This window comes from Thermococcus radiotolerans (assembly GCF_002214565.1).
Lineage (GTDB): Archaea > Methanobacteriota_B > Thermococci > Thermococcales > Thermococcaceae > Thermococcus > Thermococcus radiotolerans.
Genome location: NZ_CP015106.1, coordinates 358,981 through 383,938 on the forward strand (window position 1 = coordinate 358,981; position 24,958 = coordinate 383,938).

The window sequence follows — 24,958 nt, forward strand, 5'->3', positions numbered from 1 at the left end:
GGTTTCACCTCCTGAAGAGAAGGACGCCGTAGATGACTCCGAGCATTATCGTTGCCAGACCGCTCGGTGGTATGTCCGTGAAGTACGCGAGGATTACGGAGGATAGCTGTATCCCCAGGGTCAGGAAGAGGCTGACGCCTATGACCTTCCGGAGGTCGCTCCTCACCATAAGGGCTATCGCTCCCGGAAGGACGGCGACCACCTGGAGCGTTATCAGGCCAACGGTCTGGACTATCAGCGCTCCAATCGCGCCGACGAGGACGTAGAGGATCATCAGGTACGCACGGGTGTTGCCGCCGTAGCTCTCCAGCCCATCGGGGTCGAAGCTCAGGTAGAGGAAGTCGCGGTAGAGGAAGAGCATGACGAAGAAGAGAAGCGCTCCCCCGAACACGAGGACGGTGAGGTCGTTGAGGGTTATCAGAAATATCTCGCCGGTGAGGTACGATACTATGCTCTGGCTGAGCGGGAAGTAGGGCTTTCCGGCCATGACCTTGTACAGAACGCCGAATCCCAGAACGGTGAGTCCCGCCACAAAGCTTGCCACTATTCCAACGGCGGAATCTGAGGAGAAGCCGAGCTTCTCGAGGTGGGCTATAATGAGTACCACGGCGACCGTGACGACGAGGGCGACGAGCATCACCAGGGAGAGGTTGTCGAGCAGGAGGCCGAATATCATCCCCAGAACCGCACCGAGGAGGAGGGCGTGGAAAATGGCATGAGTCAGAAACGCCAGTCCCTTGGTGTTGATGAGTGGACTGAGCATTCCGAGGAGGACGCTGACCATGACGCTGGCCAGGAGGGCCCGTATTAGGTACTCCGGAATCATCTGCCCCCACCCCCGTGCCTGTGGAGGTGAGTGTCGCCGGTTATGCAGAACAGCTTATCCTCAACCGGCACGACCCTCGCCAGGGGGCCGTAGACGGACTTGATTACGCTGTCCCTCAGGACTTCTTCGGGTTTTCCAAAGGCAACCAGCTTTTTGTTGAGGAGCATCACCTTGTCCCCGACCTCGAGCAGGGGGTTTATGTCGTGGGTGGTTATCACCATGGTTATGCCCCGCTCCCTCTTTATCTTGCCTAGAACAGCCGCCACCTCTGCTCTGGCACTGGGGTCGAGGGCGGATAATGGTTCGTCCAGGATGAGAATCTCCGGATCGCTGATGAGCGCCCGGGCGAGCAGAACGCGCTGCTTCTGGCCGCCACTGAGCTCGCGGAAGAGCCTGCCGGATAAACCTGCGAGACCAACGAAGTTGAGGACCTCCTCGGCTTTCTCGAGGATTTCGGGGGCTATCTTGAAGTGAACGAAGCCCCTCCTGTAGACCCCGCCCATGGCGACGACCTCGAGGGCAGTCAGCGGAACCCTCTCGTTCAGGTTGTGGCTCTGGGGTACGTAGCCTATAAGCTCCCTCGCCTCGCAGGGCGGTCTGTCAAAAACCCTGAGCTCCCCGGAGTACTCCCTGTGGAAGCAGGCTATCGTCTTGATGAGGGTCGTCTTTCCCGCACCGTTGGGGCCGAGCAGGAGTAGAGTCTCACCCCTCTCTATCTCGAACGTGACCCCCTCTACAGCGGGTACTCCATCGTAGGTTATGGTGAGGTTCTCGGCGGTTATCGCTGCCATGGGCATCTCCGAACTTCAATTTAAGCGGTGCGTTTTTAAACTTTCATGTGCCCATACTGGACAGAGATGGGTAGCCGCGTGGGTGGCAGTGCAAAAATTTTAAAAGCACAGACCTGTACTCTCATTAGAAAATTTTTGCAAGGCTCAGGTTTATAAGGGCCGGAGCCTACTCGCTGGAGGTGATTATCATGGCGTACCACAGAGGTGGAAGAAGTGGAAAGAAAAAGAACCGTCAGGTTCAGGGTGACGAGGTCATTAGGGTTCCCCTTCCAAGGAACGGGCAGCTCTTCGGAGTGATAGAACAGGCCCTCGGCTCGGGATGGATGGACGTCCGCTGCGAGGACGGCAAGCTCAGGAGATGCAGAATCCCGGGCAAGCTGAAGAGGCGCATGTGGATGCGCGTTGGCGATGTGGTCATCGTTCAGCCCTGGCCGGTTCAGACCGACGAGAGGGGCGATATCGTCTACCGCTACACCAGAACCCAGGTTGACTGGCTCCTCAGGAAGGGCAAGATAAGCCAGGACTTCCTCACCGGCGGAGATATGCTCTTCTGAGCGTAATCCCGAGTGATAGCGATGCGCGAGGAGTTCATCGAGCGAGAGATCGAGGACATGCTCGGCCTCAGGGAGAGGCGCGAGAAGGACAGCGAACTCTACAAGATAGTCAACGAGGTCTTTGACAGGACGACGAAGGAAACCCTCGCCTATCTGCACAGGAGAGGTAAAATAGAGGCCCTGTACGGTGTAATAAGCACGGGAAAGGAGGCCAACGTCTTCGCCGGCGTGGACGCCGAGGGAAAGAGGGTGGCCGTTAAGATATACCGCACATACACCACTGAATTCCGCAGGATATGGGAGTACCTTGCCGCCGATCCTAGAATCGGCTACCTGCCCAAGGATATGCGCAAGCTCGTCTTCGTGTGGACGAGAAGGGAGTTCAAGAACCTCCAGCGGGCGATTAAGTACGCGGTTCGGGTCCCCGAGCCGGTAATCTTCCGAAACAACATCCTGGTGATGGAGTTCGTGGGCGATGAAATGCCCGCCCCGAGGCTCAAGGACGTGGAGCGCGAACTTGAGCTCAGCGATTTCGAGGAACTCTACGACTTCACGATGCGGGTCATTGAGAGGCTCTGGAAACGCGGCGACATGGTTCACGGTGACCTCAGCGAGTACAACATACTGCTCCACGACGGGCCGGTGGTTATAGACTGGTCTCAGGCGACCGTGAAGAGAAACCGTATGAGCCTGGAGCTGCTCAAGCGTGACCTGCGCAACGTCATCAATTACTTCGGTAGGAAAGGCGTCGATGTTGATGATTTCGATGATAAGTTCCGTGAGTTGGTTGGGGTTTAGAGGGTGAGATTATGGACGAGTTCGAGAGGCTCCTTAAGAAGTACGAGCGCCTTGACAAGGACGGTCGGCCGCTGAGGGAGGAGCACGAGGAGGAGATAACCTACGCGGCCGAGGGTGAGCAGGAGGAGTTCGTAAGGATTCCCAAGGAGAGGGTGGCGGTCGTCATAGGAAAGAAAGGGCAGACCAAGAGGGAAATCGAGAGGAGAACCAAGACCAAGATAGAGATAGACAGCGAAACTGGGGAGGTCTTCATCGCCGCCACGAAGGAGACCGACGATCCGCTTGCCGTTTGGAAGGCGAGGGACGTTGTCATGGCAATCGGAAGGGGTTTCTCGCCCGAGAGGGCCTTCCGGCTCTTCAACGAGGGCGAGGTCCTTGAGGTCGTCAACCTCACCGACGTCCTCATCGGCAACGACAAGAACGCCCTTCCGCGCGTTAGGGGAAGGATAATAGGCAGGAAGGGTAGAACCCGCGAGATAATCGAGGAGATGAGCGGGGCAGACGTGAGCGTCTACGGTAAGACCGTCGCGATAATCGGCAACCCGATTCAGGTCGAGGTTGCCAAGACCGCCATAGAGAAGCTCGCCAAGGGCTCCCCGCACGGTGTTGTCTACAAGTACCTTGAGCGCAGGAAGAAGGACCTCGAGCTGGAGAGCATGAGCTATTACGAGGCCCTTGGCGAAGAAGTTGAGAAGAACGAGGAGGAATGAAGATGGCCGAAGCAAGTCAGCTGTTTAAGGAATTCAAGATTCAGAGCGTCAGTGAGTTCTTCAGACGAAACGCGGCCATGCTTGGCTACACGGGCAAGATACGCTCCCTCACCACAGTCGTTCACGAAGCAGTTACGAACTCCCTAGATGCCTGCGAGGAGGCTGGGATAGCGCCGTACATCCGCGTCGAGATAGAGGAGCTCGGAAGGGAGCACTACAAGGTAATCGTTGAGGACAACGGTCCGGGAATACCCGAGAAGTACATAACCCACGTTTTCGGCAAGATGCTCGCCGGTACCAAGGCCCACAGGAACATACAGAGCCGCGGTCAGCAGGGTATCGGTATAAGCGGTGCCGTCATGTTCGCTCAGATAACTAGCGGAAAGGCAACGCGCGTCATAACTTCAACCGGCGGCGATAAAACCATCGAGGCCTGGGTTAAGATAGACGTTGACAAGAACGAGGGTAAAATCGTCAAGAAGGAGAAGCACCCCAATCCCAAGGGCTGGCGTGGGACGAGGATAGAGCTTGAGGTGAAAAACGTCCGTTACATACGCTCAAAGCAGGGCGTCTACTGGTATCTAAAGCTCACCGCTATAGCGAACCCGCACGCCCACATCGAGCTCATAGAGCCGGACGGGAAGCTCATAGTCTTCCCGAGGTCGAGCGAAGAGGTGCCAAAGCCGCCGGTTGAGATGAAGCCCCACCCGAGGGGGGTTCTCACCGACGACGTTTACAGGATGGCCAAGAAGACCCGGAGGAACACGGTGAAGCGCTTCCTCGTCGGCGAGTTCTCGAGGATAAGCGACAAGAAGATAGACGAGCTGATAGAGTACATCGCGGCGCTGAGGCTGATAAAGACGGAGGAGGACAAGAACGTTCAGGAGCAGCTCTACGAGAGACTCATGAAGGGAGAGGTTAAGGCCGTCCTCCGCTCCTTCAGGGGATACACCAAGGTGGTCAAGCAGGTTGCAAAGCTCATGGAGAAGCCGCCCGAGAAGCTCACCTGGCACGAGGCGGAGGAGATAGTCGAGGCCTTCAAGTACATGAAGTTTCTGGCCCCGCCGACCCACGGCCTCAGGCCGATAGGCGAGGAGAACATCGAGAAGGGCCTCAGGGGAATCCTCAAGCCGGAATTCGTGACGGCCGTGACGAGACCGCCGAAGGTCTACTCCGGTGGTATTCCCTTCCAGGTTGAAGTCGGCCTCGCCTACGGCGGTGAGATTCCCGCAGGCTTTGAGCTTCTCCGCTACGCCAACAGAGTTCCGCTCCTCTTCGACGCCGGTTCCTGTGTGACGACCCTCGCTGCGCGCTCCATAGACTGGAAGCGCTACAAGGTTGACGACCTCGACCGCGCGCCGGTGGTGCTCATGATAAACGTCATCAGCGTCCACGTGCCCTACACCGGCACCGGAAAGCAGAGCATCGCCAACGTTGAGGAGATTCAGAACGAGATAAGGCTGGCCATAATGGACGCCGCCAGGAGGCTTCAGACCTACCTGAGCGGCAAGCACAGGAAGCTCTATCAGGTTAAGAGGAAGAAGACCTTCGAGAAGTACGTACCGGAGATAGCGAAGGCCCTGAGCGTTCTGACCGGAGAGGAGGAGGACGCGGTCAAGACCTACTTCCTGACCTTCATAGAGAGCCACTTTAAGGCCAAAGAGAGTGAGCTTAGCGAGGTGAGCGAGAATGCCTAAATCCAAGGTGAAGAGGGAGAAACCCAGGGAGCGCTTTTCCTACGACCCGACCAGGGTGCTCACCAAGCTTGAGGAGTACGGAAAGCGCGTCCTCGAGGACATAAAGAGCGGAAAGAACCCCTACTTCGACATCCCCATGCGCGGGCTCAACAACGTCTACTTCGATGAAAAGAGGCGCGTCATCAGGATGGGCGACAAGCTCTCAAGGCGCTACTTCCTCAACGTGGCTCATGCCAGAAAGTTCATGCAGACTCTCCTCATCATGGCCTACGTGAAGCGCCTGGTGAGCGAGGGCAAGCACGCGAGCCTTCGTGAAGCCTACTACGCCAACAAGCACACCATTCCGGGAACGAAGGAGAACACCTTCGAGGACCAGCGCGAGAGCGACCCGATCATCGAAGACCTCGAGAGAATGCTCGGCGTTCTGCGTGAGGAGATGCACCTCACTGCCGACAGGCGCGGCTACATCTACGGCGACATAGTCATACGCGACGGCGAGGACGAGTTCAACACGAGCAAGCTCGGTATGGGTGGCTGGGCAGTTCCAGGAACGGTTGAGCACCTGCACTTCGTGGAGGTCAACGTTGACTACGCTCTGGTCGTCGAGACCGCCGCTATGGCCGACAGGCTGATTGAGGAAAAATTCCCGAAGAAGGAGAAGGCCCTCATCATAGCGACGCAGGGTCAGGCGTCCCGTGGCGTAAGGAGGCTCATCCACAGGCTCCACTACGAGGAGGGGCTGCCGATAATAGTCTTCACGGATGGCGACCCCTACGGTTGGTACATATACTCCACCATAAAGCAGGGTTCCATCAACCTCGCCTACCTCAGCGACAAGCTGGCGACGCCGGAGGCGAAGTTCGTGGGAATGACCATGGACGACATAAAGCGCTACGGTCTCGAGAACGTCACTGAAAAGCTCAAGGGAATCCCGCCCAACAAGAAGGGCGGCCCAACCGGCGATTACAAGAGAATCCTGGAGGAGATGGAGTATCCCTGGTTCCAGAACAAGGAGTGGCAGAGGCAGCTCAAGATGGCCGTTAAGATGGGAGTCAGGATAGAGCAGCAGGCCCTCGCCAACAAGAGCCTTGAGTTCGTGGCCAAGAGGTACCTTCCGGAAAAGATAAACAGCGGTGATCTGCTGCCATGACGACCACCGAGGAACTGGTGGCCCAGGTAAACAAGATACTGGACGACATTGGGATAGACATGGACGGGTTATTCGAGACTTTCGACATCCCGTCCATCTCCTATCGCCTCAGAGAGAACCTCTCCCTCCTGCAGGAGCTTGAAGAGGACCTCTCGAGGCGCGTGGGTGAAACGACCCCCGCGGTGCGGGGTATGGGCAAGCGCGACCGCGATCCCCACATTCAGTGGATTTACAAGAAGAAGCGCAACAGGGTTCTCGCCCTCGAAAGGCTCCGCGCGGCGATAACCGCTCACAAGATGGCCCTTGCCCTCATCTCCGCCAACTACACCTTCTTCCTTGGAAAGAAGCCGGTAACCCTCAAGGAGCTCACGAGGGAGAACGTCGAGGACGTTGAGGCCGTTCCGAGGAACGTTCAGATAGGCAGGGTTGAGGTGCTGCCGTACATGGCCTACTCCGGCGACGTTCTGAGGCTCCTTGCCAGGGAGAGTATAGCCGTCAGGGAGTCGTTCAAGTTCATAAAGGGCAAGCTCCGCGAGAAAGGAACCGTAAGAACTCGCGGCCTGCGCATAGAGGTCGAGTACTGGGAGAACAACCGCCTGAAGAAGTCCAGGCTGGACCTCCCCGCGGACTCAGACATAGAGGGCGAGCTGAGAAAGCGCTACGGAAGGCGCTTCCGCTGGCGCGTGCTGAGCTTTGTCAAGACCAAGGGAGTGCTCATAAACAACCACTACACCGTTGATAACCTCTCTCTTGCATACTCCGTTCTCGACCCTGAGAAGGGCGCTGAAAAACTCGGCCTCGACCTCTTCCGCTACTACTTCCTCACCTCCGAGAACGAGAGAGAGGGGCTCGGTCTCTACCCGGACATAAAGCTCTGCATAGACTGCCACTACTCGATATTCGACCTTCCCTTCCGAAACGAGCCGGGCTTCAGAACCGGTCACGGGAGTATGCTCATCATAAGGAAGTGCGAGATGGAGAGCGCCCTCGTGGGGAAGAGGAAGGATATAACTAACGTTCCCAACTACCTGCTCGGCGCGGTTCTCCTCTACGGGATGAGTGAGTACAGCGAGGATAAAGTCGCCGAGCTCCTCGGCGTTCCAAGGGACGAGCTTGAGGAGGCCATCCGGAAGTTCGTGATTTCCGGTCTCCACAAGACCCTTTTCGCCGACACGAAGAAGTTTGAGAAGTTCATGCCTAAGAGCGATAAGGCCAAGCAGTTTTTGGCCCTCCTCCAGGGGTGAGTTTATGAGGGTGGAGGTTAAGGCGCGGAACAATTCCGAGCTCATAAGGAAGCTCAGCGAGGTTCTGAACGACGAGGTTACGGAGGTCTACATAAACCTCCGCCCGACGAAGGAAATACTCGTGAGAATCCTTGAGCGCGCCCCCAACGTCAGGCGCATAAGCTGTCCCCCGAGCCTCTACCCGAAGGTCTCCAAAAAGGCCATCAACGCCCTCGCCCAGATGGGCATAGAACTCGTTCCCGAGGGTTACCCCCGCGGAAGGCCGCGGAAATACGATGAGAGCACCATACGGGAGGTTCAGGACCTCCTGATGAACGGCGTTCCCCCCAAGGAGATAAGCGCCAGGATGGGCATCCCGCTCCGGACGGTTTACTACATGATCGAGCAGCTGGGTGTCCGGTCATGGAGAGAATAAAGAGCCTGTACTGGGCTCTCTTCGCCTCTTTCATCATCGTCTCCATGCTCTTGGGTAGGACGGCCGTCCATGGCGGGACGACGGTCTTCAACTTCGAGTGGGTGTTCTTCTTCGCGAACCTCTTCCTCTTCGCGGCCGCGGGCTACGTTCTGAAGATGCTCCTCGAGGGGAAGTTTGAGAGGGGAATGCGTAGAACCAAGAGGGGCAACGTTCTTGCCGGCGCGATAACGCTCCTGGCGATTTTCGTCGCCCTCAAACTGCTCTTCGAGAAGAAGCCGGAGAGCCTCGTGAACGGGGGCAAGGTGGGGGAAACCCTCTCCGGGGTTTGGTACAACGTCACCTCAGGCAACTTCGTCGTCACCCTCCGCGAGCTCCCGGGGATATTCTATTTCATCCCCTTCATTGTCTTCGTTCTGTTCCTCCTCACGGTGAAGAGGCGGAAGAGAGGCGTTACGCCCTTTGAGGTCAGGTTCGAGCCGGAGATGACCTACGATTCCATAGAGGGCACTCCCGCGGAGAGGGTCATAAAGATGTACAAAAACGTTGTCGCAGGCCTCGTGATGAAGGGCTATCCATATCAGAAGAGCTGGACCCACTGGGAGCACGAGGCGAAGCTGCGGGAGATATTTCCCGACTTGGAAGACCTCGACGTCCTCACGAGGATATTCGAGAAGGCCAAGTACGCGGAGAGGCTCAGAGAGGATGACGTTAAACTCGCACGGGAGAGCTATGAGAGGCTTATGACGTTTCTGAGGTAGGTTTAAAAAGCGGTCGAATTAGAAGCCCCTAAACACAAGATGAAAGGTGATGCTCATGCTCGTTGAGACCCAGGAAGAGACCCCTGAGATAAGGGAGCGCCTTCACCGCGTCGGAATCACCAACCTGCGCACCGTGGCGAGAATAAACTGGAAGGGGAGGGTGTACACCTTCCTGCCCGTCTTCGAGATAACCATCGACGTCCCCGAGGAGAAGAAGGGAATACACATGAGCAGGCTCGTGGAGAGCATAACCGAGGCCATGAGCGAGGCGGTCGAGGAGGAGGTCATGCAGGCCCACACCTCCCTTGAGGAGCTCGGCAGGTGTGTTATACGCCGCCTTGAGGGCAAGCATCCGCACAGGCGTGCCGAGGTCTGGATAAAGACCCACCTCATAATACCTCGCCAGACCCCCGCGAGCGGAAAGACGACCTACGAGCCCTACGACGTCGAGGTGGGCGTGATAAAAAACGAGGACGGCTCCTTTGGAAAGGTTCTCCGCGTCAAGGTGATAGGCAACACGGCCTGCCCGCACGCGATGGCGAACAACGATGGGAAGACCCACATCCAGAGGGCGATAGGCGAGCTTGAGGTAAGGACGGCCTTCGACGAGGAGATAGCCCTTGAGGACATGATAGACGTCGTCGAGAGCTCCTTCAGCCACCCGACCTACACGCTGCTCAAGACCATAGACGAGAACGCCGTCGTCCAGGGGATGCACCGCAACCCGAAGTTCGTTGAGGATGTGGCGCGCGAGATATTCGCCAAGGCCAAGGAGCGCTTTAACGGCAAAATCCACGTGCGCGTAATCAGCAACGAGAGCATCCACAAGCACGACGTCATAGCGGAGACGTGGAGCTGATTTTCCACAACTTTTTGGTGGCGGAGATGAAGCTCGTCCACGACCCCATACACGGCCACATCGAGCTCGATGACTTCGCCCTCAGGCTCGTGGACACGCCCGAGTTTCAGAGACTCAGGAGGATAACCCAGCTGGGCCTGGCTTTTCTCGCATATCCCTCTGCTAAGCACACGCGCTTCGAGCACTCCCTCGGAACTTTCTATCTGGCGAAGAGAATAGCTGGATACAACCCCGGAATTGAGGAGGGTGCCGTTTACGCGGCTCTGCTTCACGACCTCGGTCACTATCCCTTCAGCCACACGCTTGAGGTTCTCTACCAAAGGCACGAGGAAAACACGAAGTGGTTCATAAAGCACGGTGAAATCGGGGACGTTATACGGGAGCGCTACTCCCTCGGAGAGTTCCTCAGACTTCTCAAACACCCCCTCGTGAGCGGCGACATAGACGCGGACAGGATGGATTACCTCGTGCGCGATGCGTACTATACGGGCGCCGCCTACGGTCTCGTTGACCTTGACAGGCTCGTGAGGAACCTACACTACGATGGTGAGAGGTTGATAATCGGGGAGAAGGGTGTAATGGCCGCACAGAGCCTCCTCCTCGCGAGGAGCATGATGTATCCCACCGTTTACCAGCACCACGTTTCGAAAATAGCCAGCTCGATGCTCGTAAAGGCGGTTGAGCTAGAGGGAATTCCGCTCGAGGAGATTCGCCTCATGGACGAGGTCGACCTGATCGCCCGGCTTAGGAGGAGCGAGAATGGCGAAGTTCGCGAACTCATTGCGGCCATAGACGACAGGAGGCTCTACAAGCGTGTTCTGTACAGCGGCGATGACCCGGGCGAGAAGGTCATCTTCGAACTCAAGAATGAGCTGGAAGGCGAGTTTGGCCATCTGGCTACGGTTGATTACCCTCCGAAGCCCAAGTTCGAGGAGAAGAACGCCTTCGTGGCCGTGGGCGATGGGCTTAAACGGCTGAGTGATGTCTCCCCGCTGGTTCGCTCCCTCGTCGAGCTGAAGGACACCCACTGGCGCTGGGGTGTCTACGCTAGGGAGGACGTGATGGAGCGGATTGAAAGGTTCCTGAGGACTTTCCTCGGTTGAGGGCGATGGCCTTTCCCCTCCAAAAACCTTAAGTAGTTTGAACGTCTGAAGCCCCGGGCATTTCTCCACTGGGAAAGATTTATAACCGGCCTTCTTAAGTGAGTGGTGAACAAGCTCATCAGGTTAGAAGGTGGTGTAAATGGGAAGAAGGGAAGAGATGGTTGCGAAGATCAAAGAGCTCATGACCCAGCCCGAGAGGATCAGGAACATGGGTATTGCCGCTCATATTGACCACGGTAAGACGACGCTGAGCGACAACCTGCTCGCCGGCGCTGGAATGATTAGCGAGGAGCTCGCCGGAAAGCAGCTCGTCCTCGACTTCGACGAGCAGGAGCAGGCGAGAGGTATCACCATCAACGCGGCCAACGTTTCGATGGTTCACAACTACGAGGGCCAGGACTACCTCATCAACCTCATCGACACCCCGGGTCACGTTGACTTCGGTGGTGACGTCACGAGAGCCATGCGTGCCATAGACGGTGCGATCATCGTCGTTGACGCCGTTGAGGGAGTCATGCCCCAGACCGAGACCGTTCTCAGGCAGGCCCTGAGGGAGTACGTCAAGCCGGTTCTCTTCATCAACAAGGTTGACAGGCTCATCAAGGAGCTCAAGCTCGGCCCGAACGAGATACTCCAGAGGTTCGCCAAGATAATCACCGACGTCAACAGGCTCATCAAGAAGTACGCCCCGGACGAGTTTAAGAGCCAGTGGATGGTCAAGGTCGAGGACGGTAGCGTCGCCTTCGGTTCAGCTTACTACAACTGGGCCCTCAGCGTTCCGTACATGAAGAAGACCGGCGTTTCCTTCAAGGACATCGTCGAGCTCACCAACAGCGGGGACCTTAAGACCCTCAGGCAGAAAGCCCCGCTCCACGTCGTCGTTCTCGATATGGTCGTCAAGCACCTGCCGAACCCGCTCGAGGCCCAGAAGTACAGGATCCCGCACCTCTGGAGGGGTGAGGTCGAGAGCGACATCGGCCAGGCCATGATGCGCTGCGACCCGAAGGGCAAGATGGTCATGGTCGTTACCAAGATCATCCTCGACAAGCACGCCGGTGAGGTTTCAACCGGCCGTGTCTGGAGCGGTACCGTGAAGACCGGCCAGGAGGTCTACCTCATCAACGCCAAGAGGAAGGCCAGGATCCAGCAGGTCGGTATCTACATGGGTCCCGAGAGGGTCAACATGGAGGCCGTTCCGGCCGGTAACATCGTCGCCGTCACCGGACTGCGCGATGCCATGGCCGGTGAGACCGTCTCCCAGGAGCAGATCGAGCCGTTCGAGGCCCTCCACTACACCAGCGAGCCGGTCGTTACCGTTGCCATTGAGGCCAAGAACGTTAAGGACCTTCCGAAGCTCATCGAGGCTCTCCGCCAGCTCGCCAAGGAGGACCCGACGCTCCACGTCAAGATCGACGAGGAAACCGGCCAGCACCTCCTCAGCGGTATGGGTGAGCTCCACCTCGAGGTCAAGCTCGTCAAGCTCAAGGAAGACTGGAAGCTCGACGTCGACGTTTCCCCGCCGATCGTCGTCTACCGCGAGAGCGTCAGCAAGATGAGCCCGATAGTCGAAGGAAAGAGCCCGAACAAGCACAACAGGTTCTACATCACCGTGGAGCCGCTTCCGGACGAGATATACCAGGCCATCCGCGAGGGCCTCATCCCCGAGGGCAGGCCCAAGAACCCGAAGGAGGTCGCCAAGAAGCTCGCCGAGCTCGGCATGGACTACGAGGTCGCCAAGGGCATCGTCGACATCTACCAGGGCAACATGTTCCTCGACAACACCAAGGGTATCCAGTACCTCAACGAGGTCATGGACCTCCTCGTCGACGGATTCCACCAGGCCATGGACGAGGGCCCGCTCGCCAGGGAGCCCGTCATGAAGGTCATGGTTCGCCTGCACGACGCCAAGATCCACGAGGACAACGTCCACCGCGGTCCGGCCCAGATCTACCCGGCCATCAGGGGCGCCATCCAGTGCGCCATGATGAAGGCCCAGCCGATCCTCTACGAGCCGTACCAGAAGGTCATCATCAACGTGCCCTACGAGTACATGGGTGCCGTCAGCAGGGAGATCAACCAGAGGCGCGGCCAGCTCATCGACATGCGCCAGGAGGGCGAGGTCATGATCATCATCGCCGAGGCCCCGGTTGCGGAGATGTTCGGATTCGCCGGAGCCATCCGTGGTGCCACCAGCGGAAGGGCCCTCTGGAGCACCGAGCACGCGGGCTTCAAGCGCGTTCCGGGAGAGCTCGCTGTGAACATCATCAGGCAGATCAGGCAGAGGAAGGGCCTCGACCCGAACCCGCCGAAGGAGCAGGACGTCTGCCCGCAGCAGTGAGGGCTTTCCGCCCTCCGAGCTTTTCTATTCTAGCTTTATCCTTTCACCCGTTCATTCTCGCCGGAGAAAGGCTTTGTAAGTTGACACGAGGCACTGGCGATGTGGTCTCTGAGGGGCGGATATTGACCATGAAGGCTGAACCTGCGAGTTTGCCCTGAAAATTGACAGATTCCTGCCAACTCCAATTAGTTAACTTTTTAAACCCGCTTCGTAACTTAGGGACGGAACTCATGAGGCCTCCCCGAGAAAAGGCGGGTTTCCCGCCCGAGGGGGCCGAGGTTCGAAAGATTTAAAAAGCCATCCTAGTCAACGAGACTAGACCAAAATATGGAGGTGTATGAAAATGGCTAAGGAGAAGCCGCACGTTAACATCGTCTTTATAGGCCACGTCGACCACGGAAAGAGCACCACCATCGGAAGGCTGCTCTTCGACACCGCCAACATACCGGAGAACATCATCAAGAAGTTCGAGGAGATGGGTGAGAAGGGTAAGTCCTTCAAGTTCGCTTGGGTCATGGACAGGCTCAAGGAGGAGCGCGAGAGGGGTATCACCATTGACGTCGCCCACACCAAGTTCGAGACCCCGCACAAGTACATCACCATCATCGACGCTCCGGGCCACAGAGACTTCGTTAAGAACATGATCACCGGTGCCAGCCAGGCCGACGCCGCCGTTCTCGTCGTCGCCGCCACCGACGGTGTCATGCCGCAGACCAAGGAGCACGCCTTCCTTGCCAGGACCCTTGGTATCAACCACATCATCGTCGCCATCAACAAGATGGACATGGTCAACTACGACGAGAAGAAGTTCAAGGCCGTCGCTGACCAGGTCAAGAAGCTCCTCATGATGCTCGGCTACAAGGACTTCCCGATCATCCCGATCAGCGCTTGGGAGGGCGACAACGTCGTTAAGAAGAGCGACAACATGCCCTGGTACAACGGCCCGACCCTCATCGACGCTCTCGACCAGATACCCGAGCCGCCGAAGCCCACCGACAAGCCGCTCCGCATCCCGATCCAGGACGTCTACTCCATCAAGGGTGTCGGTACCGTCCCGGTCGGCCGTGTCGAGACCGGTGTCCTCCGCGTCGGCGACGTCGTCATCTTCGAGCCGGCCAGCACCATCTTCCACAAGGCCATCCAGGGTGAGGTCAAGAGCATCGAGATGCACCACGAGGCCATGCAGGAGGCCCTTCCGGGTGACAACATCGGATTCAACGTCCGTGGCGTTGGTAAGAACGACATAAAGCGCGGTGACGTTGCTGGTCACACCACCAACCCGCCGACCGTTGTCAGGCCGAAGGACACCTTCAAGGCCCAGATCATCGTCCTCAACCACCCGACCGCCATCACCGTCGGCTACACCCCGGTCCTCCACGCGCACACCCTCCAGGTCGCCGTCAGGTTCGAGCAGCTCCTCGCCAAGCTCGACCCAAGGACCGGTAACATCGTCGAGGAGAACCCACAGTTCATCAAGACCGGTGACTCGGCCATCGTCGTCCTCAGGCCGACCAAGCCGATGGTCATCGAGCCGGTCAAGGAGATACCGCAGATGGGCAGGTTCGCCATCCGTGACATGGGCCAGACCGTCGCTGCCGGTATGGTTATCTCCATCCAGAAGGCCGAGTGAAGGCCTTCTCTGACCTTTCCTTTACTTCCTTGAACTCTTAGGAGGGACTGAAATGCAGAAGGCAAGGATTAAGCTCGCAAGCACCAACATTAAGGCCCTCAACGAGGTCACCGACCAGATCAAGCAGATAGCCGAGAGGACCGGCGTCAGGATGAGCGGACCCATACCGCTTCCGACCAAGAGGATAAGGATCACCACCAGGAAGAGCCCGGACGGCGAGGGCACCGCAACCTTCGACAAGTTTGAGCTCCGCGTTCACAAGAGGCTCGTCGACATCGAGGCCGACGAAAGGGCCATGCGCCAGATCATGCGCATCCGCGTCCCCGAGGACGTCACCATCGAGATCGAGCTCATCTCATGATTCTCCTCCTTTTTACGCCGGGGTAGCCTAGCCTGGGAAGGCGCGGGCCTGGAGAGTCCGTGGGCGTTTGCCCGCCAGGGTTCAAATCCCTGCCCCGGCGCCAAACAACCCTTTCTGACGAAAGCGTTGACCGTTCAATATCCTGTTTTAAAGCCAAACCCTCATCGCAGGCAAATTTCAGAGCGCACGCTTTATTCTCCGCCAGTTCAGCAGGAAAGGAACTTCTTTTGGTGAAGCTAACGCCCCCACGCCCCCTTATATTCTGGTGTTAGAGTGCATACCAACATTTCTCAGCCGTTCATGGAAAAGAACGCTTCTTTTGGTCAATTGTGCATAAACAGAAAAGTGAGAGGAGGGCTTCAAATACCAGCCCCGATGTCCTCGGCGATGTCCGGGAGGTCGAGGGCGATGAGTTTGACCTTGGTCGGGATTCCGTCCCTGCTCCAGCCCCTCGCCTGGTAGTACTCGTCGAGCATCCTGTCGAGCTCCCACGGCGGGACGTGGAGGCCCTTGCTGACTCCCTCCGGAATCGGCTCCCACATGACCCTGTACGGCAGGGTATCGTCCTTCCTGCTGAAGCCCTCGCGGACGTTGAAGGCCCTGGCGATGTTCATTATCCTCTCGCCGATGACCATCAGCTCGGCTTCGCCGATGTTCATGCCGGTGACGGCCTCGACGAGCGGCGGGAAGCCCTCGAGGAAGTACATGTGCCTCGAGAACTTACAGACGCCGGTGGCGTCGTAGACCGCCATGAGGTTCTCGTGGAAGGCAATCTCGAATCCCTTGTTCTCACCCTTGGTCCTGTCGACGCCGTCGAACTTCCACCACCTGCCGACCAGCTCGGTTCCGTAGGCGCCGCTGGTCAGGTGATCCGCACCGCGAACGCTGACCGCGAACGCTAAGGCCATTCCCTTTATGCCACGGACGTCATACGCTGGAGGCTCCATACCTTTGACGTGCATTGCGAACTTCCAGCTCTCCTTTCCTAGGCGCTCGCTGGCCCTCTTGACACCGTCAGCGAGGAGCTTTCCGAGGTTGCCCTCGCGGTAGGCCATCTTCTTGAGGGTCTCAACGGCAGCTTCGCCGTTGCCGAAGGTGAGCTCGAGGCCGTCGGCGTCTTCCTTCGTGAGAAGTCCACGTTCGTAGGCCTCCATAGCCCAGGCGATGGTGACACCGGCGGAGATGGTGTCGAGTCCGAGTTCATCTGCGAGGTAGTTGAGGTAGGCAACGGTCTCGAAGTCGTCGAGCTCAAGGACGCCACCGAAGGAGTAGAGGGTCTCGTACTCGGGACCGTCCACCATGAAGGTGCCCCACTTCTCGCTCTCCACCCTGACGTACTGGCTGCACGGCTTGTTACACATCGGGCACGGCTTCCTTCCCGCGCGGTACTTCGGTGCCCAGAAGTACGGGTCGATTCCGATGTGCTCCCTGCCCTCCTCCTTGGCCTTCTCGTAGGCCTTCTTGAAGAAGCCCATCTGCCAGTTCCTGGTCGGGAAGGTGCCACGCTCGCGGTTCATCCAGTCAAGGAACTCACCGCTTCCGTAGTCCATGTCCGCCTTGGTGGCCGGGTGGTCCTTAAAGACGAGCGCCCACTCCTTGATGAGCTCGCGGAGCTTTTCGGGCTCTGCTATGGGTATCTTCTTGGTTCCCCTGACGAGGATTCCCTTGAGCTTCTTGCTTCCAAGGACGGCTCCGGGTCCTCCACGGGCGGCCTGCCTATCATCGGTCTCGATCGTTGAGATGAGGTTGAGTCTCTCGCCCGCGGGTCCGATGAAAGCGGTGGAGAATCCGGGGTACTCCTCCTTCGCCTTCTTCCTGGCCTCGCCGGTGGTGAGGCCCCAGTAGCCCTCTGCCGGGACGAGCTTGACCTCATCGTCCTCTATGACTAGGAGAACCGGCTTCTCGCTCTGGCCCTCGATTATCAGAACATCGTAGCCGGCCTTCTTGAGCTCCTCACCCATCTTGGCACCGGCCATCGAGCGGCCGTAACCGCCGGTGAGCGGGCTCTTGAAGTTGAACGCCGTCTTTGAACCGGTTCCGATTCCCGTGGCAACGAACAGGCCGGGGGTGATTATCATCTTGTTCTCCGGTCCGAGGGGGTCCGCCCCGGCTGGAACCTCATCGTAGAGAAGCCTGGTACCGAAGCCAACGCCGCCGAGGTACTTCCTTGGGAACTCCTCAGGCAGGGGCTCCACCTTGACCTCGTGGGTCGTCAGGTTGACCCTCAGAATCTTGCCCCAGTAACCACCTTTCGCCTCCATATCAGAATCACCTCGAAAGATTTTCGGGTTGGAGGATATAAGGCCTTCGCAAAAGGAAGCGTTTCACTAGTCATCTTAAGTTAAGTTCATCTGTTAACTGAAGGCGGCCCGAGTGCCCAAAGGTTTATGTGGTGGCGCGAAAACCTTCATCGGTGAACTGAATGGATGACCGGCTCAAGTCCTGCAGGAACTGCCGCTGGTTCGGCGCCATAGATTCCTACTTTCCAACGCAGGGGATATGCAGGAGGCACATGAAGACCGTCCACATGAACTTCGTATGCGACGACTGGGAGCCCCTGTGGGGTGTAGAAGAATAGCTCACTTCTTGAAAACCCTCACGTCAACGACGACGTGCCAGACGCCAGGGGCGTAGCGCTTGATTACCAGCTCGTTGAGCTTCTCGGCCTCGTAGCCGTGCTCCCTTGCGATTCTCTGGAACGTCCTGAAGGGCTCCCCCGGCATCAGCCTCTCGGGCACGGTGTTGTGGTAGTGGATTACCGCCTCATCCTTCGCTATGCTCAGCGCCTTTGGTATGAACTCGTGGGTCGTTACGACATAGCCCATGATGACCCTGTCGGCTATGTTCTCCCCCGGAAAATCCCTGTTGTCGATGTTGTAGGCCGTCATCCTGTCCTGAACCCGGTTCAGCTCGATGTTCTCAACGAGGAACCTGAACGTGTAAGGACTCTTCTCTATGGCTATCACCCGGGCCTTTCCGTGGACGGCCATGGGGAGGCTGAGGTGCCCGATTCCAGCGAACATGTCCACGATCAGCTCGCCTGGTTTGGCGACCTTCGCCATCCTTACGCGCTCCTTGACGTTGGCCGGCGAGAACATCACCTTTGCCACGTCCAGCTTGTACCTTATCCCGTTCTCGACGTGAACCGTCACCGTGTCGCTTCCGTAGAGAACCTCGTAGTTCGTCTCGCGGAACTCGCCGCCTATGCGGCCCTTCCTCAGGACTGTCTTGACGCCGAGGACTTCCGCGTAGACCTCGGCTATTCTGCCCTTGTAGGATTCGAGTTCGGGCCTAATCGGTAGAATCAGAACGTCGCCTATCCGAACCCAGTGCTTCGGGAGCATTTCAACTAGCTCCCCGGGGAGCTCCTTCGAGAGTATCTCCCTGATGCGCGGCTTTATCAGTTGCGTCTTTCCCATCGGCCTTACTCAGCCCGGAAACTTTAAAAAGCCTTCTCCCGTCATTTCGGCAAAAAGCGAGGAGAAAGCCTTAAAAACCTGAAGAACGAATTTACAGCGAGAAATCCTCCGGAGGTCGATGAGGAGTATGGATGATGAGCCTTCAAGTAGTTGGTTTTCCCGTCTGTTTAAGTCACGTGAAAAACCCGCCCTTCTTGAGCAGAAACTGAGTCGTGAGGCGTACGAGGACTACAGGCAGCTTTTAATGAAGGCCCGTCCAGAGGTGAACGGCTCGAAGCTCACCCTCAGGCTCTCGAACGGAACCGTCGAGCTTGAGGACGGAGTCCTGCGCGTCAGGGCGAAGAACAGGAAAGCCGCGGAGAAAATACTCCGCAACCTGCACCACTACGAGCAGCCGCCGAGCCTCTGGCCCGCGTACGGCCTCAGCTACTCGCTCAAGAGGAAGAAGGGCACCATACTCTGATTTTATTCCCCTTTTAATTCCGGTATTCTTTCCCCAAAGATTTAAATGGTGGGTTAGACTTAACTCTCCAAGCGGATGACGACCCTTGCCCAGTCTGATGGGTGATGACGTCGGTATTAGCTGACGCAGGGGCGGCGAGGTTCGCGGGCCGATGACCCGCCCCGTCTCTGGAGGGAAGACGATGAGCAACAACGGTCACGATGAAGGTGATGAACTCATAGAGTTTTACGCCAGCGAGGCTCTAACCTGTCCCAGGAGGATATACTTCCGGCTCAAGGGCTATCCCGAGAGGTGGCCGGAGTTCGTTAAGGTGAGGCTTAACCAGGGAATAAACACCCATAACGTCCTTGGAGAGATTCTACAGAAACGTTTCGGCTTTGAGCTTGAGAAGCGCATGATCCTGCGCTCCTCCCGCCTGGGCTTCGAGATACACGGGAGGGTGGATGCCATAAGGGATTTCCCCATCGAAATCAAGGGGAAGACGAGCCTTCCGCGGAACCCCTACGACTACCACCTTGCCCAACTCAACGTGTACCTTCGCTGGGCCGAGGCAGAGTACGGCTATCTCTACTACATCAAGCTCCACGAGGAGCCGATGAAGGTCATCAACAAGATAGACTTCTCCCGCTTTCCCATAGTTAAGGGGCCGAACTTCAGGGCCTTCGAGGTTCCCTACGACGGCAAGCTTTTCCGCGAGACGCTGAGGCACTTCTACTCCGTTAAGCGTGCGTACGAGAAAGGAAAGCCCCCTAAGGGCTGGAACGACTTCACCTGCAGGTTCTGCCCCTACCGGTACCTCTGCTATCCCGATGGGGACGAGTAGTTCAGTCCCCTCTAATCTTCCATTTCAGCCCCTTGTCAACCGCTGCCTCGATCCTCCCCTCGTTGTACAGCGTCGCTATGAAGGCCCTCAGCGGGACGAGGTTGAGGGCGAGTTTTTGAGGTGTCACCTCGACCCCGTAATGCCCCATGATTCTGAAGGCCAGCTCGTCGAGTCCCATGGGGTTTTTGAGGAGTTCTATGATGAGGTTCTCCATCTCCTCGACGCGGTTGAGATTGAAGTCGAGCAGTTCGAGTGCTTCCTCATCCTTCACGGCCTTTCCGTGGGAGGGTATGAGCAGGAAGCCCTTTTCTGCATAATTCTGCAATTCTTTAATTGAAGCTTTAAATAGTTCCGGATCGACCAGGTAGGGCAGTCCAACCGCTTCTATTACCCTCTCCCCAAAGAAAGCATCCCCTGCGTAGATGATGCCGTTCTCCTCGTCCAGAAAGCCAGTCATTCCCGGAGAATGGCCGTTCAGCTTGACCGCCTTCAGGCCGAAGGGTTCGTCACCCCACTCGAAGACCGCATGAACTTTAACCTCCTCCGGGAACTGGAAGACGAGGAACCCCTCAGGTGCCTTCGAGCCGAAGGTGAGAAGCTCCCTGTTGAGCGGGCTCTCGGCAATCGAGAACTCGAACCGGTGCATGAAGAGGGGCGCGTCTATCCTGGGCGCTACCGCGATGTGGTCCGCGTGACCGTGCGTTGCGAGCTGGGCTTTTATCTCGAGCCCAAGCTTTCTGACCTCTCTCCTGAGGTCTTTGTGCCTCCCGCTCCCGTGACCGGGGTCAACGATGACAGCGCCCCCTTCGACCACCCTAATGAGGGTTGAGGGGCTTCCGGGGTAGAGGTAGGCCGAATCGCCTAGTTTCCTTAGTGCCATAATACCACCGTAGGGATTAGGCGGGGGAGAATAAAAGGGCATCGGCGTCAACACAAGGAAAAAGAAGGGGAGAAATCAGACGTGCCTCGGGTAGAGGGTCTTCTTGCCCTCGTCCTTGGCCCTCTTGACGGCCTTCTCGATGAGAGCCTTGATCTCGGCCTCAAGGGCCTCGTAGAACTCTGGGTTAACCCTCATCTCGGGTTCTATGGCCTTGACGGCCTCCTTAACCTTGGACTTAACTATCAGCTCAGCCATTTCCACACACCTCCATCTCAGGCACCGCCCTCAGGCGGTTGCCATTTATTTTACCCCTCCGGGGTTTATAACCCTTCCTACGGTTCCTTGGGCGATGTGCGTCCTACCCCTAATCCAGTGGTGTCCATTCCGGAGTCTCGGCAAAAGGTTAAATCCACCTAGGGTTTAGATGTTAACGGTGGTGTTATGGGAAAGGGAAGGCTCGTCCTGATTGACGGCGAGCATTACCCCGATGTCACCGCTTGGGCGGTGGGAAAGCTGGGTGATGTCTGCTGTGCGGTTTTTCTCGGCGGGAGTGAGAAGATTGGGGACATTGGTGAGATAGAGCGGAAGCTCGGCGTTGTTGTGTACCGCGGTAGCGATTACCTCTCATCCCTCAGAAGGGCCCTCGAGGAGAACGAGATAACCGAGGTTGTTGATTTAAGCGATGAGCCGGTGTTAGATTACGAGGACAGGTTCAGGATAGCCTCGCTCTGCATGCTCTACGGCGTCCCTTACAGGGGAGCAGATTTTTACTTCACACCGCGCCGGCTCAAGAGGACGCGGAAGCCAAGCGTGGCGGTCATCGGGACTGGAAAGAGGGTCGGAAAGACCGCCGTGAGCGGATTCATAGCGAGGACCCTCAAGGAGATAGCGAGGCCTGTGATAGTGACGATGGGACGCGGGGGTCCGGCCGAACCGGAGCTGATAGAGGGGGACAAGTTCGAGATAACCCCGGAGTTTCTCCTCAGGCTCGCCGAAAGCGGGAAGCACGCCGCATCGGATCACTTCGAGGACGCCCTAACCTCGCGCGTGACGACCATAGGCTGCCGCCGCTGCGGGGGAGGCATGGCGGGATTTTCGTTCTTCGACGTGATAGACGAGGGGATAATGTTAGCCGAGAGCCTTCCCAACGACCTCATAATTCTCGAGGGCAGCGGAGCGACATTCCCAGCCTACCGCGCCGACGGGTACATCCTGATAACCAGCGCGAAGGGGAAGTTGGACTTCATAAGGGGCTACTTCGGCCCCTTCAGGGTGAGCCTCGCGGACATAGTCGTCGTCACCATGGCCGACTCCGTGAGCGAGGGGCGCCTCAGGGCGCTGAGGAACGCGATAGGGTCCATCAATCCCGATGCGGACGTTCATTTCACGACCCTGCGCTCGAGGCCCTTAGGAAACGTTTCGGGGAAGAGGCTCGGCCTCGTCATGACCTCCAGTGATGCCCTCCCAAGGGCAGGAGAATGGCTCGAAAAGCTGGGAGCGGAGATAGTGTGCGCCTCGGCCAACCTCTCCAAGAGGGGCCCGCTCATGAGGGACCTGGAAGCCTTCAGTGGGATAGATGCGGTTGCGGTTGAGCTCAAAGCTGCCGCCGTTGACGTCGTTACGAGATGGGCGTTGGAGAGGGGGATAGAGGTCATCTATCTGGACAACGAGCCGGTCAACGTGGACGGCAAAGACCTGCGGGAGGCTGTTCTAAGGCTGGGACGCTCGATTCTGGAGGGAGGGGGATGATAATCGTCACCGACCCCGAGAGAAAGATACGCCTGCCCTTTTCAAGGGGCATCCTGACGCGCTCCATAACCCTCGCCGGCGTTGAGGTGGGTATAGCCTACATCATCGCGACAGAGGTTCAGAAGGAGCTCAACGAGGAGAGGCGCAAGCTGGTAACCACGGAGGAGATAAGGGCGCTGACGTACAGAAAGCTCATCGAGCACGGACTGGGTGAGGCCGCGAAGCGCTACCTCTTCTGGCGCCAGCTCCGGAGGCTCAAGATTCCCATAACCATACTCCTCGGCGGCGCGACCGGCGTCGGAAAGTCGACGATAGCCACCGAGCTGGCCTTCCGCCTCGGCATAAGGAGCGTCATAGGCACAGACACGATAAGGGAGGTCATGAGGAAGATAATCGCGCCGGAGCTCCTTCCGGACATACACACCTCGTCGTTCATGGCCTGGAAGGCGGTGCCGCAGGGCAGGGGGGAGGAATCCCCCCTCATAAAGGGCTTCAAAAACCAGGTCGAGCATGTCTCTGTTGGCATCGCGGCCGTTCTCGACAGGGCCTACAAGGAGGGATTTAACGCGATAATCGAGGGCATTCATCTCGTTCCCGGCTATGTAGAGCTCAAGGAGAACAGCTTCATGTACGTGATAACGGTCAGCGGGAGGAAGGACCTGGAGGCAAGGTTCTACGAGAGGGCGAGATACAGCAAGAGGCCGGCCGACTACTACCTGGAGCACCTCGATGCGATAATGGAGATACAGGAGTTCATCGTTGAGAGGGCAAAGGAACACGGAATTCCCGTTATAAACAACGTCGAGCTTGAGAAAACGGTCAACGCGATAATGGAAGACATAATGGAGAGGCTCATGGAGAGGATGGAAGCGAAGGTGAGGGAATGAAGGGGGCCTTTATCTTCCATATCCCGACGAGCCTTCCGGAGCCCCACGTTGCCTGAACCTCGAAGACGACTACCATGTCCCGGTAGACGTCTATCACGTTGAAGCTGTTTCCGTAGGGGTTGCGGTGGAGTTCCCAGCTTACGGAGCCCGCGTTGACGATGGGCGTTTTCTCGACTTTGATTCCGAAGGAGTTGCCGCCATGGCCGGTCAGAACGAGGTTCGCTTCCCGCCTAGTGATGACGCGGAGAACGTCGCCCGCATCCTCCAGGAAGCCGACCTCCCTGCTTCTGGGTATTGGGACTATGTTGTGGTGCATTACGACAACGGTGAAGGTCTCCCGGTACTCTTCGAGGCGCACGGCGAGTTTTCTCTGACCTATCCTCCCTACAACGCCTATGGGCGTCTCGTACTGGGCACTTATGACCGGGATGAACGTGAAGCCCCCCAGTTCCTTTATCTCCGGCTCGCCGAAGTACTCCAGGAACAGGTCGTAGCCCAGGTAGGTTATGTCGTTGTGGCCCGGGACGACCAGCTTTTCCGCCTTTATCCTCTCGTAGAACTCGTATGCTCTCTCGTAGTAGCGCTCTATGCCCATATCCACGACGTCGCCGCAGTGGATCACTATGTCCGGCTTGAGCTTCTCGTTTATGGTCCTGAGGGCGTTCTCCAGAACCTTGCGCCTGAAGTACATCCTGTCCGAGACGTTGCTCTCGCTCATCTGAACTATCCTGAGGAGCCTTTTACCCCTCGGGACGAAGAGCTTTGGCTTCACCGGCCGGTGCTCCTTGATTATTTGCTCCCCGGTAACGCGCTTTATCCTTACCTCTATCCTTCCGTCATCGTGGAGGGTTATGACGTTGTAGCTGTTGACGTCGCCCTTGCGGGTTTTTCTGCACGAGGTGCAGCCTGCGTTGTCCACCACCATGTCCTCGATGCGGTAGACGTTGGGTACGTGCTTGTGGCCGCAGGTGTAGAGGTTGACCTCGTGCCTGAGGAGAAGGTCGAGGACATCGCCTGCATTAAAGAGCACGTTCCTTTCCCGTCCCGTGTCCGGGAGCGGCACGAGGTGGTGGTGGGCGGCGACTATCTTGAATTTCCTGTCAGAGTACTCCTCAAGCTTTTTCTTCAGCCATCTGAACTTGTGGCCGCCAACGCGGCCATCGCTTAAGTCCGGAATCGTGGAATCCACCCATATCACGACGCCGTCGTTGAACTCAAAGACGCCGTTCAGCGGCCCGATAAACCGCTCAAAGAGCGTATAGCCGACGTTTCTGACGTCGTGGTTGCCCGGAATAACAACCAGAGGCTTCTGGATTTTCCTGAGTTCGTAGGCGGCCCTCTCGTATTCCTCGCGCAATCCCTGGTTGGTCACGTCGCCCGTATGGATGACGAAGTCGAAGTCTCCCCTGTTTATTTCGTTGACTATGAGGTCGTAGGCGTACCCCTTGTAGGCGCTCTCGCCCGTTATGTGGGTGTCGCTTATGTGGGCTATCCTTATCATGG

At 57.5% G+C, this 24,958-nt stretch carries 25 protein-coding genes and 1 tRNA gene; 19 read left to right on the forward strand and 7 right to left on the reverse strand.

What is annotated here, in order from left to right; genetic code table 11:
• Positions 1–4 precede the first annotated feature (4 nt).
• Positions 5–826, reverse strand: coding sequence for a metal ABC transporter permease (locus tag A3L10_RS01995; protein WP_088866165.1), 822 nt, complete (start codon positions 824–826; stop codon positions 5–7).
• Positions 823–1,617 carry a metal ABC transporter ATP-binding protein gene (locus A3L10_RS02000; RefSeq protein ID WP_088866166.1) on the reverse strand — a complete coding sequence of 265 codons (795 nt, stop codon included), beginning with the start codon at positions 1,615–1,617 and terminating at the stop codon, positions 823–825. The genes A3L10_RS01995 and A3L10_RS02000 overlap by 4 nt, the downstream gene beginning before the upstream one ends.
• Before the next feature lie 188 nt (positions 1,618–1,805).
• Between A3L10_RS02000 and eif1A the strand changes: the two genes are divergently transcribed.
• From eif1A to A3L10_RS02070, 14 genes are all read left to right on the forward strand, one after another.
• Positions 1,806–2,171 carry a translation initiation factor eIF-1A gene (eif1A, locus tag A3L10_RS02005; protein WP_088866167.1) on the forward strand — a complete coding sequence of 122 codons (366 nt, stop codon included), beginning with the start codon at positions 1,806–1,808 and terminating at the stop codon, positions 2,169–2,171.
• Positions 2,172–2,192: 21 nt separating this feature from the next.
• Positions 2,193–2,969 carry a serine protein kinase RIO gene (locus tag A3L10_RS02010; RefSeq protein WP_088866168.1) on the forward strand — a complete coding sequence of 259 codons (777 nt, stop codon included), beginning with the start codon at positions 2,193–2,195 and terminating at the stop codon, positions 2,967–2,969.
• Between the two features lie 11 nt (positions 2,970–2,980).
• Positions 2,981–3,679, forward strand: coding sequence for a KH domain-containing protein (locus A3L10_RS02015; protein ID WP_088866169.1), 699 nt, complete (start codon positions 2,981–2,983; stop codon positions 3,677–3,679).
• A 2-nt stretch (positions 3,680–3,681) separates the two neighbouring features.
• Complete coding sequence (top6B, locus tag A3L10_RS02020; protein ID WP_088866170.1) at positions 3,682–5,376, forward strand: DNA topoisomerase VI subunit B; 1,695 nt, start codon at positions 3,682–3,684, stop codon at positions 5,374–5,376.
• On the forward strand, positions 5,369–6,526 hold the full coding sequence (locus A3L10_RS02025) for a DNA topoisomerase IV subunit A (RefSeq protein ID WP_088866171.1): 1,158 nt from the start codon (positions 5,369–5,371) through the stop codon (positions 6,524–6,526). The genes top6B and A3L10_RS02025 overlap by 8 nt, the downstream gene beginning before the upstream one ends.
• Complete coding sequence (locus A3L10_RS02030) at positions 6,523–7,770, forward strand: DUF530 family protein (protein ID WP_088866172.1); 1,248 nt, start codon at positions 6,523–6,525, stop codon at positions 7,768–7,770. The genes A3L10_RS02025 and A3L10_RS02030 overlap by 4 nt, the downstream gene beginning before the upstream one ends.
• 4 nt (positions 7,771–7,774) lie before the next feature.
• The gene (locus tag A3L10_RS02035; protein ID WP_088866173.1) at positions 7,775–8,185 is read left to right on the forward strand and encodes a DUF1699 family protein; all 411 of its coding nucleotides are present in this window, start codon (positions 7,775–7,777) and stop codon (positions 8,183–8,185) included.
• Positions 8,173–8,943, forward strand: coding sequence for a DUF4129 domain-containing protein (locus A3L10_RS02040; RefSeq protein WP_088866174.1), 771 nt, complete (start codon positions 8,173–8,175; stop codon positions 8,941–8,943). The genes A3L10_RS02035 and A3L10_RS02040 overlap by 13 nt, the downstream gene beginning before the upstream one ends.
• 55 nt (positions 8,944–8,998) lie before the next feature.
• Positions 8,999–9,802 carry a GTP cyclohydrolase IV gene (locus A3L10_RS02045; protein WP_088180459.1) on the forward strand — a complete coding sequence of 268 codons (804 nt, stop codon included), beginning with the start codon at positions 8,999–9,001 and terminating at the stop codon, positions 9,800–9,802.
• 26 nt (positions 9,803–9,828) lie between these two features.
• Complete coding sequence (locus A3L10_RS02050) at positions 9,829–10,905, forward strand: HD domain-containing protein (protein WP_088866175.1); 1,077 nt, start codon at positions 9,829–9,831, stop codon at positions 10,903–10,905.
• A gap of 139 nt (positions 10,906–11,044) precedes the next feature.
• On the forward strand, positions 11,045–13,243 hold the full coding sequence (locus tag A3L10_RS02055; protein ID WP_088866176.1) for an elongation factor EF-2: 2,199 nt from the start codon (positions 11,045–11,047) through the stop codon (positions 13,241–13,243).
• A 343-nt stretch (positions 13,244–13,586) separates the two neighbouring features.
• The gene (gene tuf, locus A3L10_RS02060; RefSeq protein WP_088867523.1) at positions 13,587–14,873 is read left to right on the forward strand and encodes a translation elongation factor EF-1 subunit alpha; all 1,287 of its coding nucleotides are present in this window, start codon (positions 13,587–13,589) and stop codon (positions 14,871–14,873) included.
• A gap of 52 nt (positions 14,874–14,925) precedes the next feature.
• Positions 14,926–15,234, forward strand: coding sequence for a 30S ribosomal protein S10 (gene rpsJ / locus A3L10_RS02065; protein ID WP_055429342.1), 309 nt, complete (start codon positions 14,926–14,928; stop codon positions 15,232–15,234).
• Positions 15,235–15,250: 16 nt separating this feature from the next.
• Positions 15,251–15,337: transfer RNA gene (locus tag A3L10_RS02070), tRNA-Ser, on the forward strand.
• Positions 15,338–15,593: 256 nt separating this feature from the next.
• Here A3L10_RS02070 and A3L10_RS02075 read toward each other — a convergent pair.
• Entirely contained in the window at positions 15,594–17,495 is a 1,902-nt protein-coding gene (locus A3L10_RS02075) for an aldehyde ferredoxin oxidoreductase family protein (RefSeq protein WP_088866177.1), read from the reverse strand.
• 161 nt (positions 17,496–17,656) lie between these two features.
• On the opposite strand from A3L10_RS02075, the gene A3L10_RS10335 reads away from it, so the two are divergent.
• On the forward strand, positions 17,657–17,812 hold the full coding sequence (locus tag A3L10_RS10335; protein WP_198362080.1) for a hypothetical protein: 156 nt from the start codon (positions 17,657–17,659) through the stop codon (positions 17,810–17,812).
• Between the two features lies 1 nt (position 17,813).
• On the opposite strand, the gene taw2 is transcribed toward A3L10_RS10335, so the two are convergent.
• Positions 17,814–18,653 carry a tRNA(Phe) (4-demethylwyosine(37)-C(7)) aminocarboxypropyltransferase Taw2 gene (taw2, locus tag A3L10_RS02080; RefSeq protein ID WP_088866178.1) on the reverse strand — a complete coding sequence of 280 codons (840 nt, stop codon included), beginning with the start codon at positions 18,651–18,653 and terminating at the stop codon, positions 17,814–17,816.
• Positions 18,654–18,780: 127 nt separating this feature from the next.
• On the opposite strand from taw2, the gene A3L10_RS02085 reads away from it, so the two are divergent.
• Together A3L10_RS02085 and cas4 are read left to right on the forward strand one after the other, a co-directional pair.
• Positions 18,781–19,116: a PIN domain-containing protein gene (locus tag A3L10_RS02085; protein WP_088181541.1), complete on the forward strand. Its 336-nt coding sequence runs from the start codon at positions 18,781–18,783 to the stop codon at positions 19,114–19,116.
• A 151-nt stretch (positions 19,117–19,267) separates the two neighbouring features.
• On the forward strand, positions 19,268–19,939 hold the full coding sequence (gene cas4 / locus A3L10_RS02090) for a CRISPR-associated protein Cas4 (RefSeq protein ID WP_394335107.1): 672 nt from the start codon (positions 19,268–19,270) through the stop codon (positions 19,937–19,939).
• A gap of 1 nt (position 19,940) precedes the next feature.
• Here the strand turns inward: cas4 and A3L10_RS02095 are convergent, their stop codons facing one another.
• Together A3L10_RS02095 and A3L10_RS02100 are read right to left on the reverse strand one after the other, a co-directional pair.
• A complete protein-coding gene (locus tag A3L10_RS02095; RefSeq protein ID WP_088866180.1) occupies positions 19,941–20,819 on the reverse strand; it encodes an MBL fold metallo-hydrolase in 879 nt (292 codons plus the stop codon).
• Positions 20,820–20,894: 75 nt separating this feature from the next.
• Positions 20,895–21,074 carry a hypothetical protein gene (locus A3L10_RS02100; RefSeq protein WP_055429436.1) on the reverse strand — a complete coding sequence of 60 codons (180 nt, stop codon included), beginning with the start codon at positions 21,072–21,074 and terminating at the stop codon, positions 20,895–20,897.
• A gap of 186 nt (positions 21,075–21,260) precedes the next feature.
• Between A3L10_RS02100 and A3L10_RS02105 the strand changes: the two genes are divergently transcribed.
• Both A3L10_RS02105 and A3L10_RS02110 read left to right on the forward strand, forming a co-directional pair.
• Positions 21,261–22,568: a 2,3-diphosphoglycerate synthetase gene (locus A3L10_RS02105; RefSeq protein WP_088866181.1), complete on the forward strand. Its 1,308-nt coding sequence runs from the start codon at positions 21,261–21,263 to the stop codon at positions 22,566–22,568.
• Positions 22,565–23,455 (forward strand): 2-phosphoglycerate kinase, encoded by an 891-nt coding sequence (locus tag A3L10_RS02110; RefSeq protein ID WP_088866182.1) that lies wholly within the window; start codon positions 22,565–22,567, stop codon positions 23,453–23,455. Before A3L10_RS02105 ends, A3L10_RS02110 begins: the two co-directional genes overlap by 4 nt.
• Here A3L10_RS02110 and A3L10_RS02115 read toward each other — a convergent pair.
• Entirely contained in the window at positions 23,421–24,956 is a 1,536-nt protein-coding gene (locus A3L10_RS02115; RefSeq protein ID WP_198362089.1) for a metallophosphoesterase family protein, read from the reverse strand. The genes A3L10_RS02110 and A3L10_RS02115 overlap by 35 nt on opposite strands.
• Between the last annotated feature and the right edge of the window lie 2 nt (positions 24,957–24,958).

Coding starts and splice junctions, on each gene's coding strand:
- A3L10_RS02105 (WP_088866181.1), top strand. CDS start 21,261: ATGGGAAAGGGAAGGCTCGTCCTGATTGACGGCGAGCATTACCCCGAT.
- A3L10_RS02050 (WP_088866175.1), top strand. CDS start 9,829: ATGAAGCTCGTCCACGACCCCATACACGGCCACATCGAGCTCGATGAC.
- A3L10_RS02025 (WP_088866171.1), top strand. CDS start 5,369: ATGCCTAAATCCAAGGTGAAGAGGGAGAAACCCAGGGAGCGCTTTTCC.
- A3L10_RS01995 (WP_088866165.1), bottom strand. CDS start 826: ATGATTCCGGAGTACCTAATACGGGCCCTCCTGGCCAGCGTCATGGTC.
- eif1A (WP_088866167.1), top strand. CDS start 1,806: ATGGCGTACCACAGAGGTGGAAGAAGTGGAAAGAAAAAGAACCGTCAG.
- A3L10_RS02075 (WP_088866177.1), bottom strand. CDS start 17,495: ATGGAGGCGAAAGGTGGTTACTGGGGCAAGATTCTGAGGGTCAACCTG.
- A3L10_RS02015 (WP_088866169.1), top strand. CDS start 2,981: ATGGACGAGTTCGAGAGGCTCCTTAAGAAGTACGAGCGCCTTGACAAG.
- A3L10_RS02085 (WP_088181541.1), top strand. CDS start 18,781: ATGGATGATGAGCCTTCAAGTAGTTGGTTTTCCCGTCTGTTTAAGTCA.
- top6B (WP_088866170.1), top strand. CDS start 3,682: ATGGCCGAAGCAAGTCAGCTGTTTAAGGAATTCAAGATTCAGAGCGTC.
- taw2 (WP_088866178.1), bottom strand. CDS start 18,653: ATGGGAAAGACGCAACTGATAAAGCCGCGCATCAGGGAGATACTCTCG.
- A3L10_RS02055 (WP_088866176.1), top strand. CDS start 11,045: ATGGGAAGAAGGGAAGAGATGGTTGCGAAGATCAAAGAGCTCATGACC.
- A3L10_RS02110 (WP_088866182.1), top strand. CDS start 22,565: ATGATAATCGTCACCGACCCCGAGAGAAAGATACGCCTGCCCTTTTCA.
- A3L10_RS02030 (WP_088866172.1), top strand. CDS start 6,523: ATGACGACCACCGAGGAACTGGTGGCCCAGGTAAACAAGATACTGGAC.
- tuf (WP_088867523.1), top strand. CDS start 13,587: ATGGCTAAGGAGAAGCCGCACGTTAACATCGTCTTTATAGGCCACGTC.
- A3L10_RS02040 (WP_088866174.1), top strand. CDS start 8,173: ATGGAGAGAATAAAGAGCCTGTACTGGGCTCTCTTCGCCTCTTTCATC.
- A3L10_RS02100 (WP_055429436.1), bottom strand. CDS start 21,074: ATGGCTGAGCTGATAGTTAAGTCCAAGGTTAAGGAGGCCGTCAAGGCC.
- cas4 (WP_394335107.1), top strand. CDS start 19,268: ATGACCCGCCCCGTCTCTGGAGGGAAGACGATGAGCAACAACGGTCAC.
- A3L10_RS02045 (WP_088180459.1), top strand. CDS start 8,999: ATGCTCGTTGAGACCCAGGAAGAGACCCCTGAGATAAGGGAGCGCCTT.
- A3L10_RS02010 (WP_088866168.1), top strand. CDS start 2,193: ATGCGCGAGGAGTTCATCGAGCGAGAGATCGAGGACATGCTCGGCCTC.
- A3L10_RS02000 (WP_088866166.1), bottom strand. CDS start 1,617: ATGGCAGCGATAACCGCCGAGAACCTCACCATAACCTACGATGGAGTA.
- A3L10_RS02095 (WP_088866180.1), bottom strand. CDS start 20,819: ATGGCACTAAGGAAACTAGGCGATTCGGCCTACCTCTACCCCGGAAGC.
- A3L10_RS02035 (WP_088866173.1), top strand. CDS start 7,775: ATGAGGGTGGAGGTTAAGGCGCGGAACAATTCCGAGCTCATAAGGAAG.
- rpsJ (WP_055429342.1), top strand. CDS start 14,926: ATGCAGAAGGCAAGGATTAAGCTCGCAAGCACCAACATTAAGGCCCTC.
- A3L10_RS10335 (WP_198362080.1), top strand. CDS start 17,657: ATGGATGACCGGCTCAAGTCCTGCAGGAACTGCCGCTGGTTCGGCGCC.
- A3L10_RS02115 (WP_198362089.1), bottom strand. CDS start 24,956: ATGATAAGGATAGCCCACATAAGCGACACCCACATAACGGGCGAGAGC.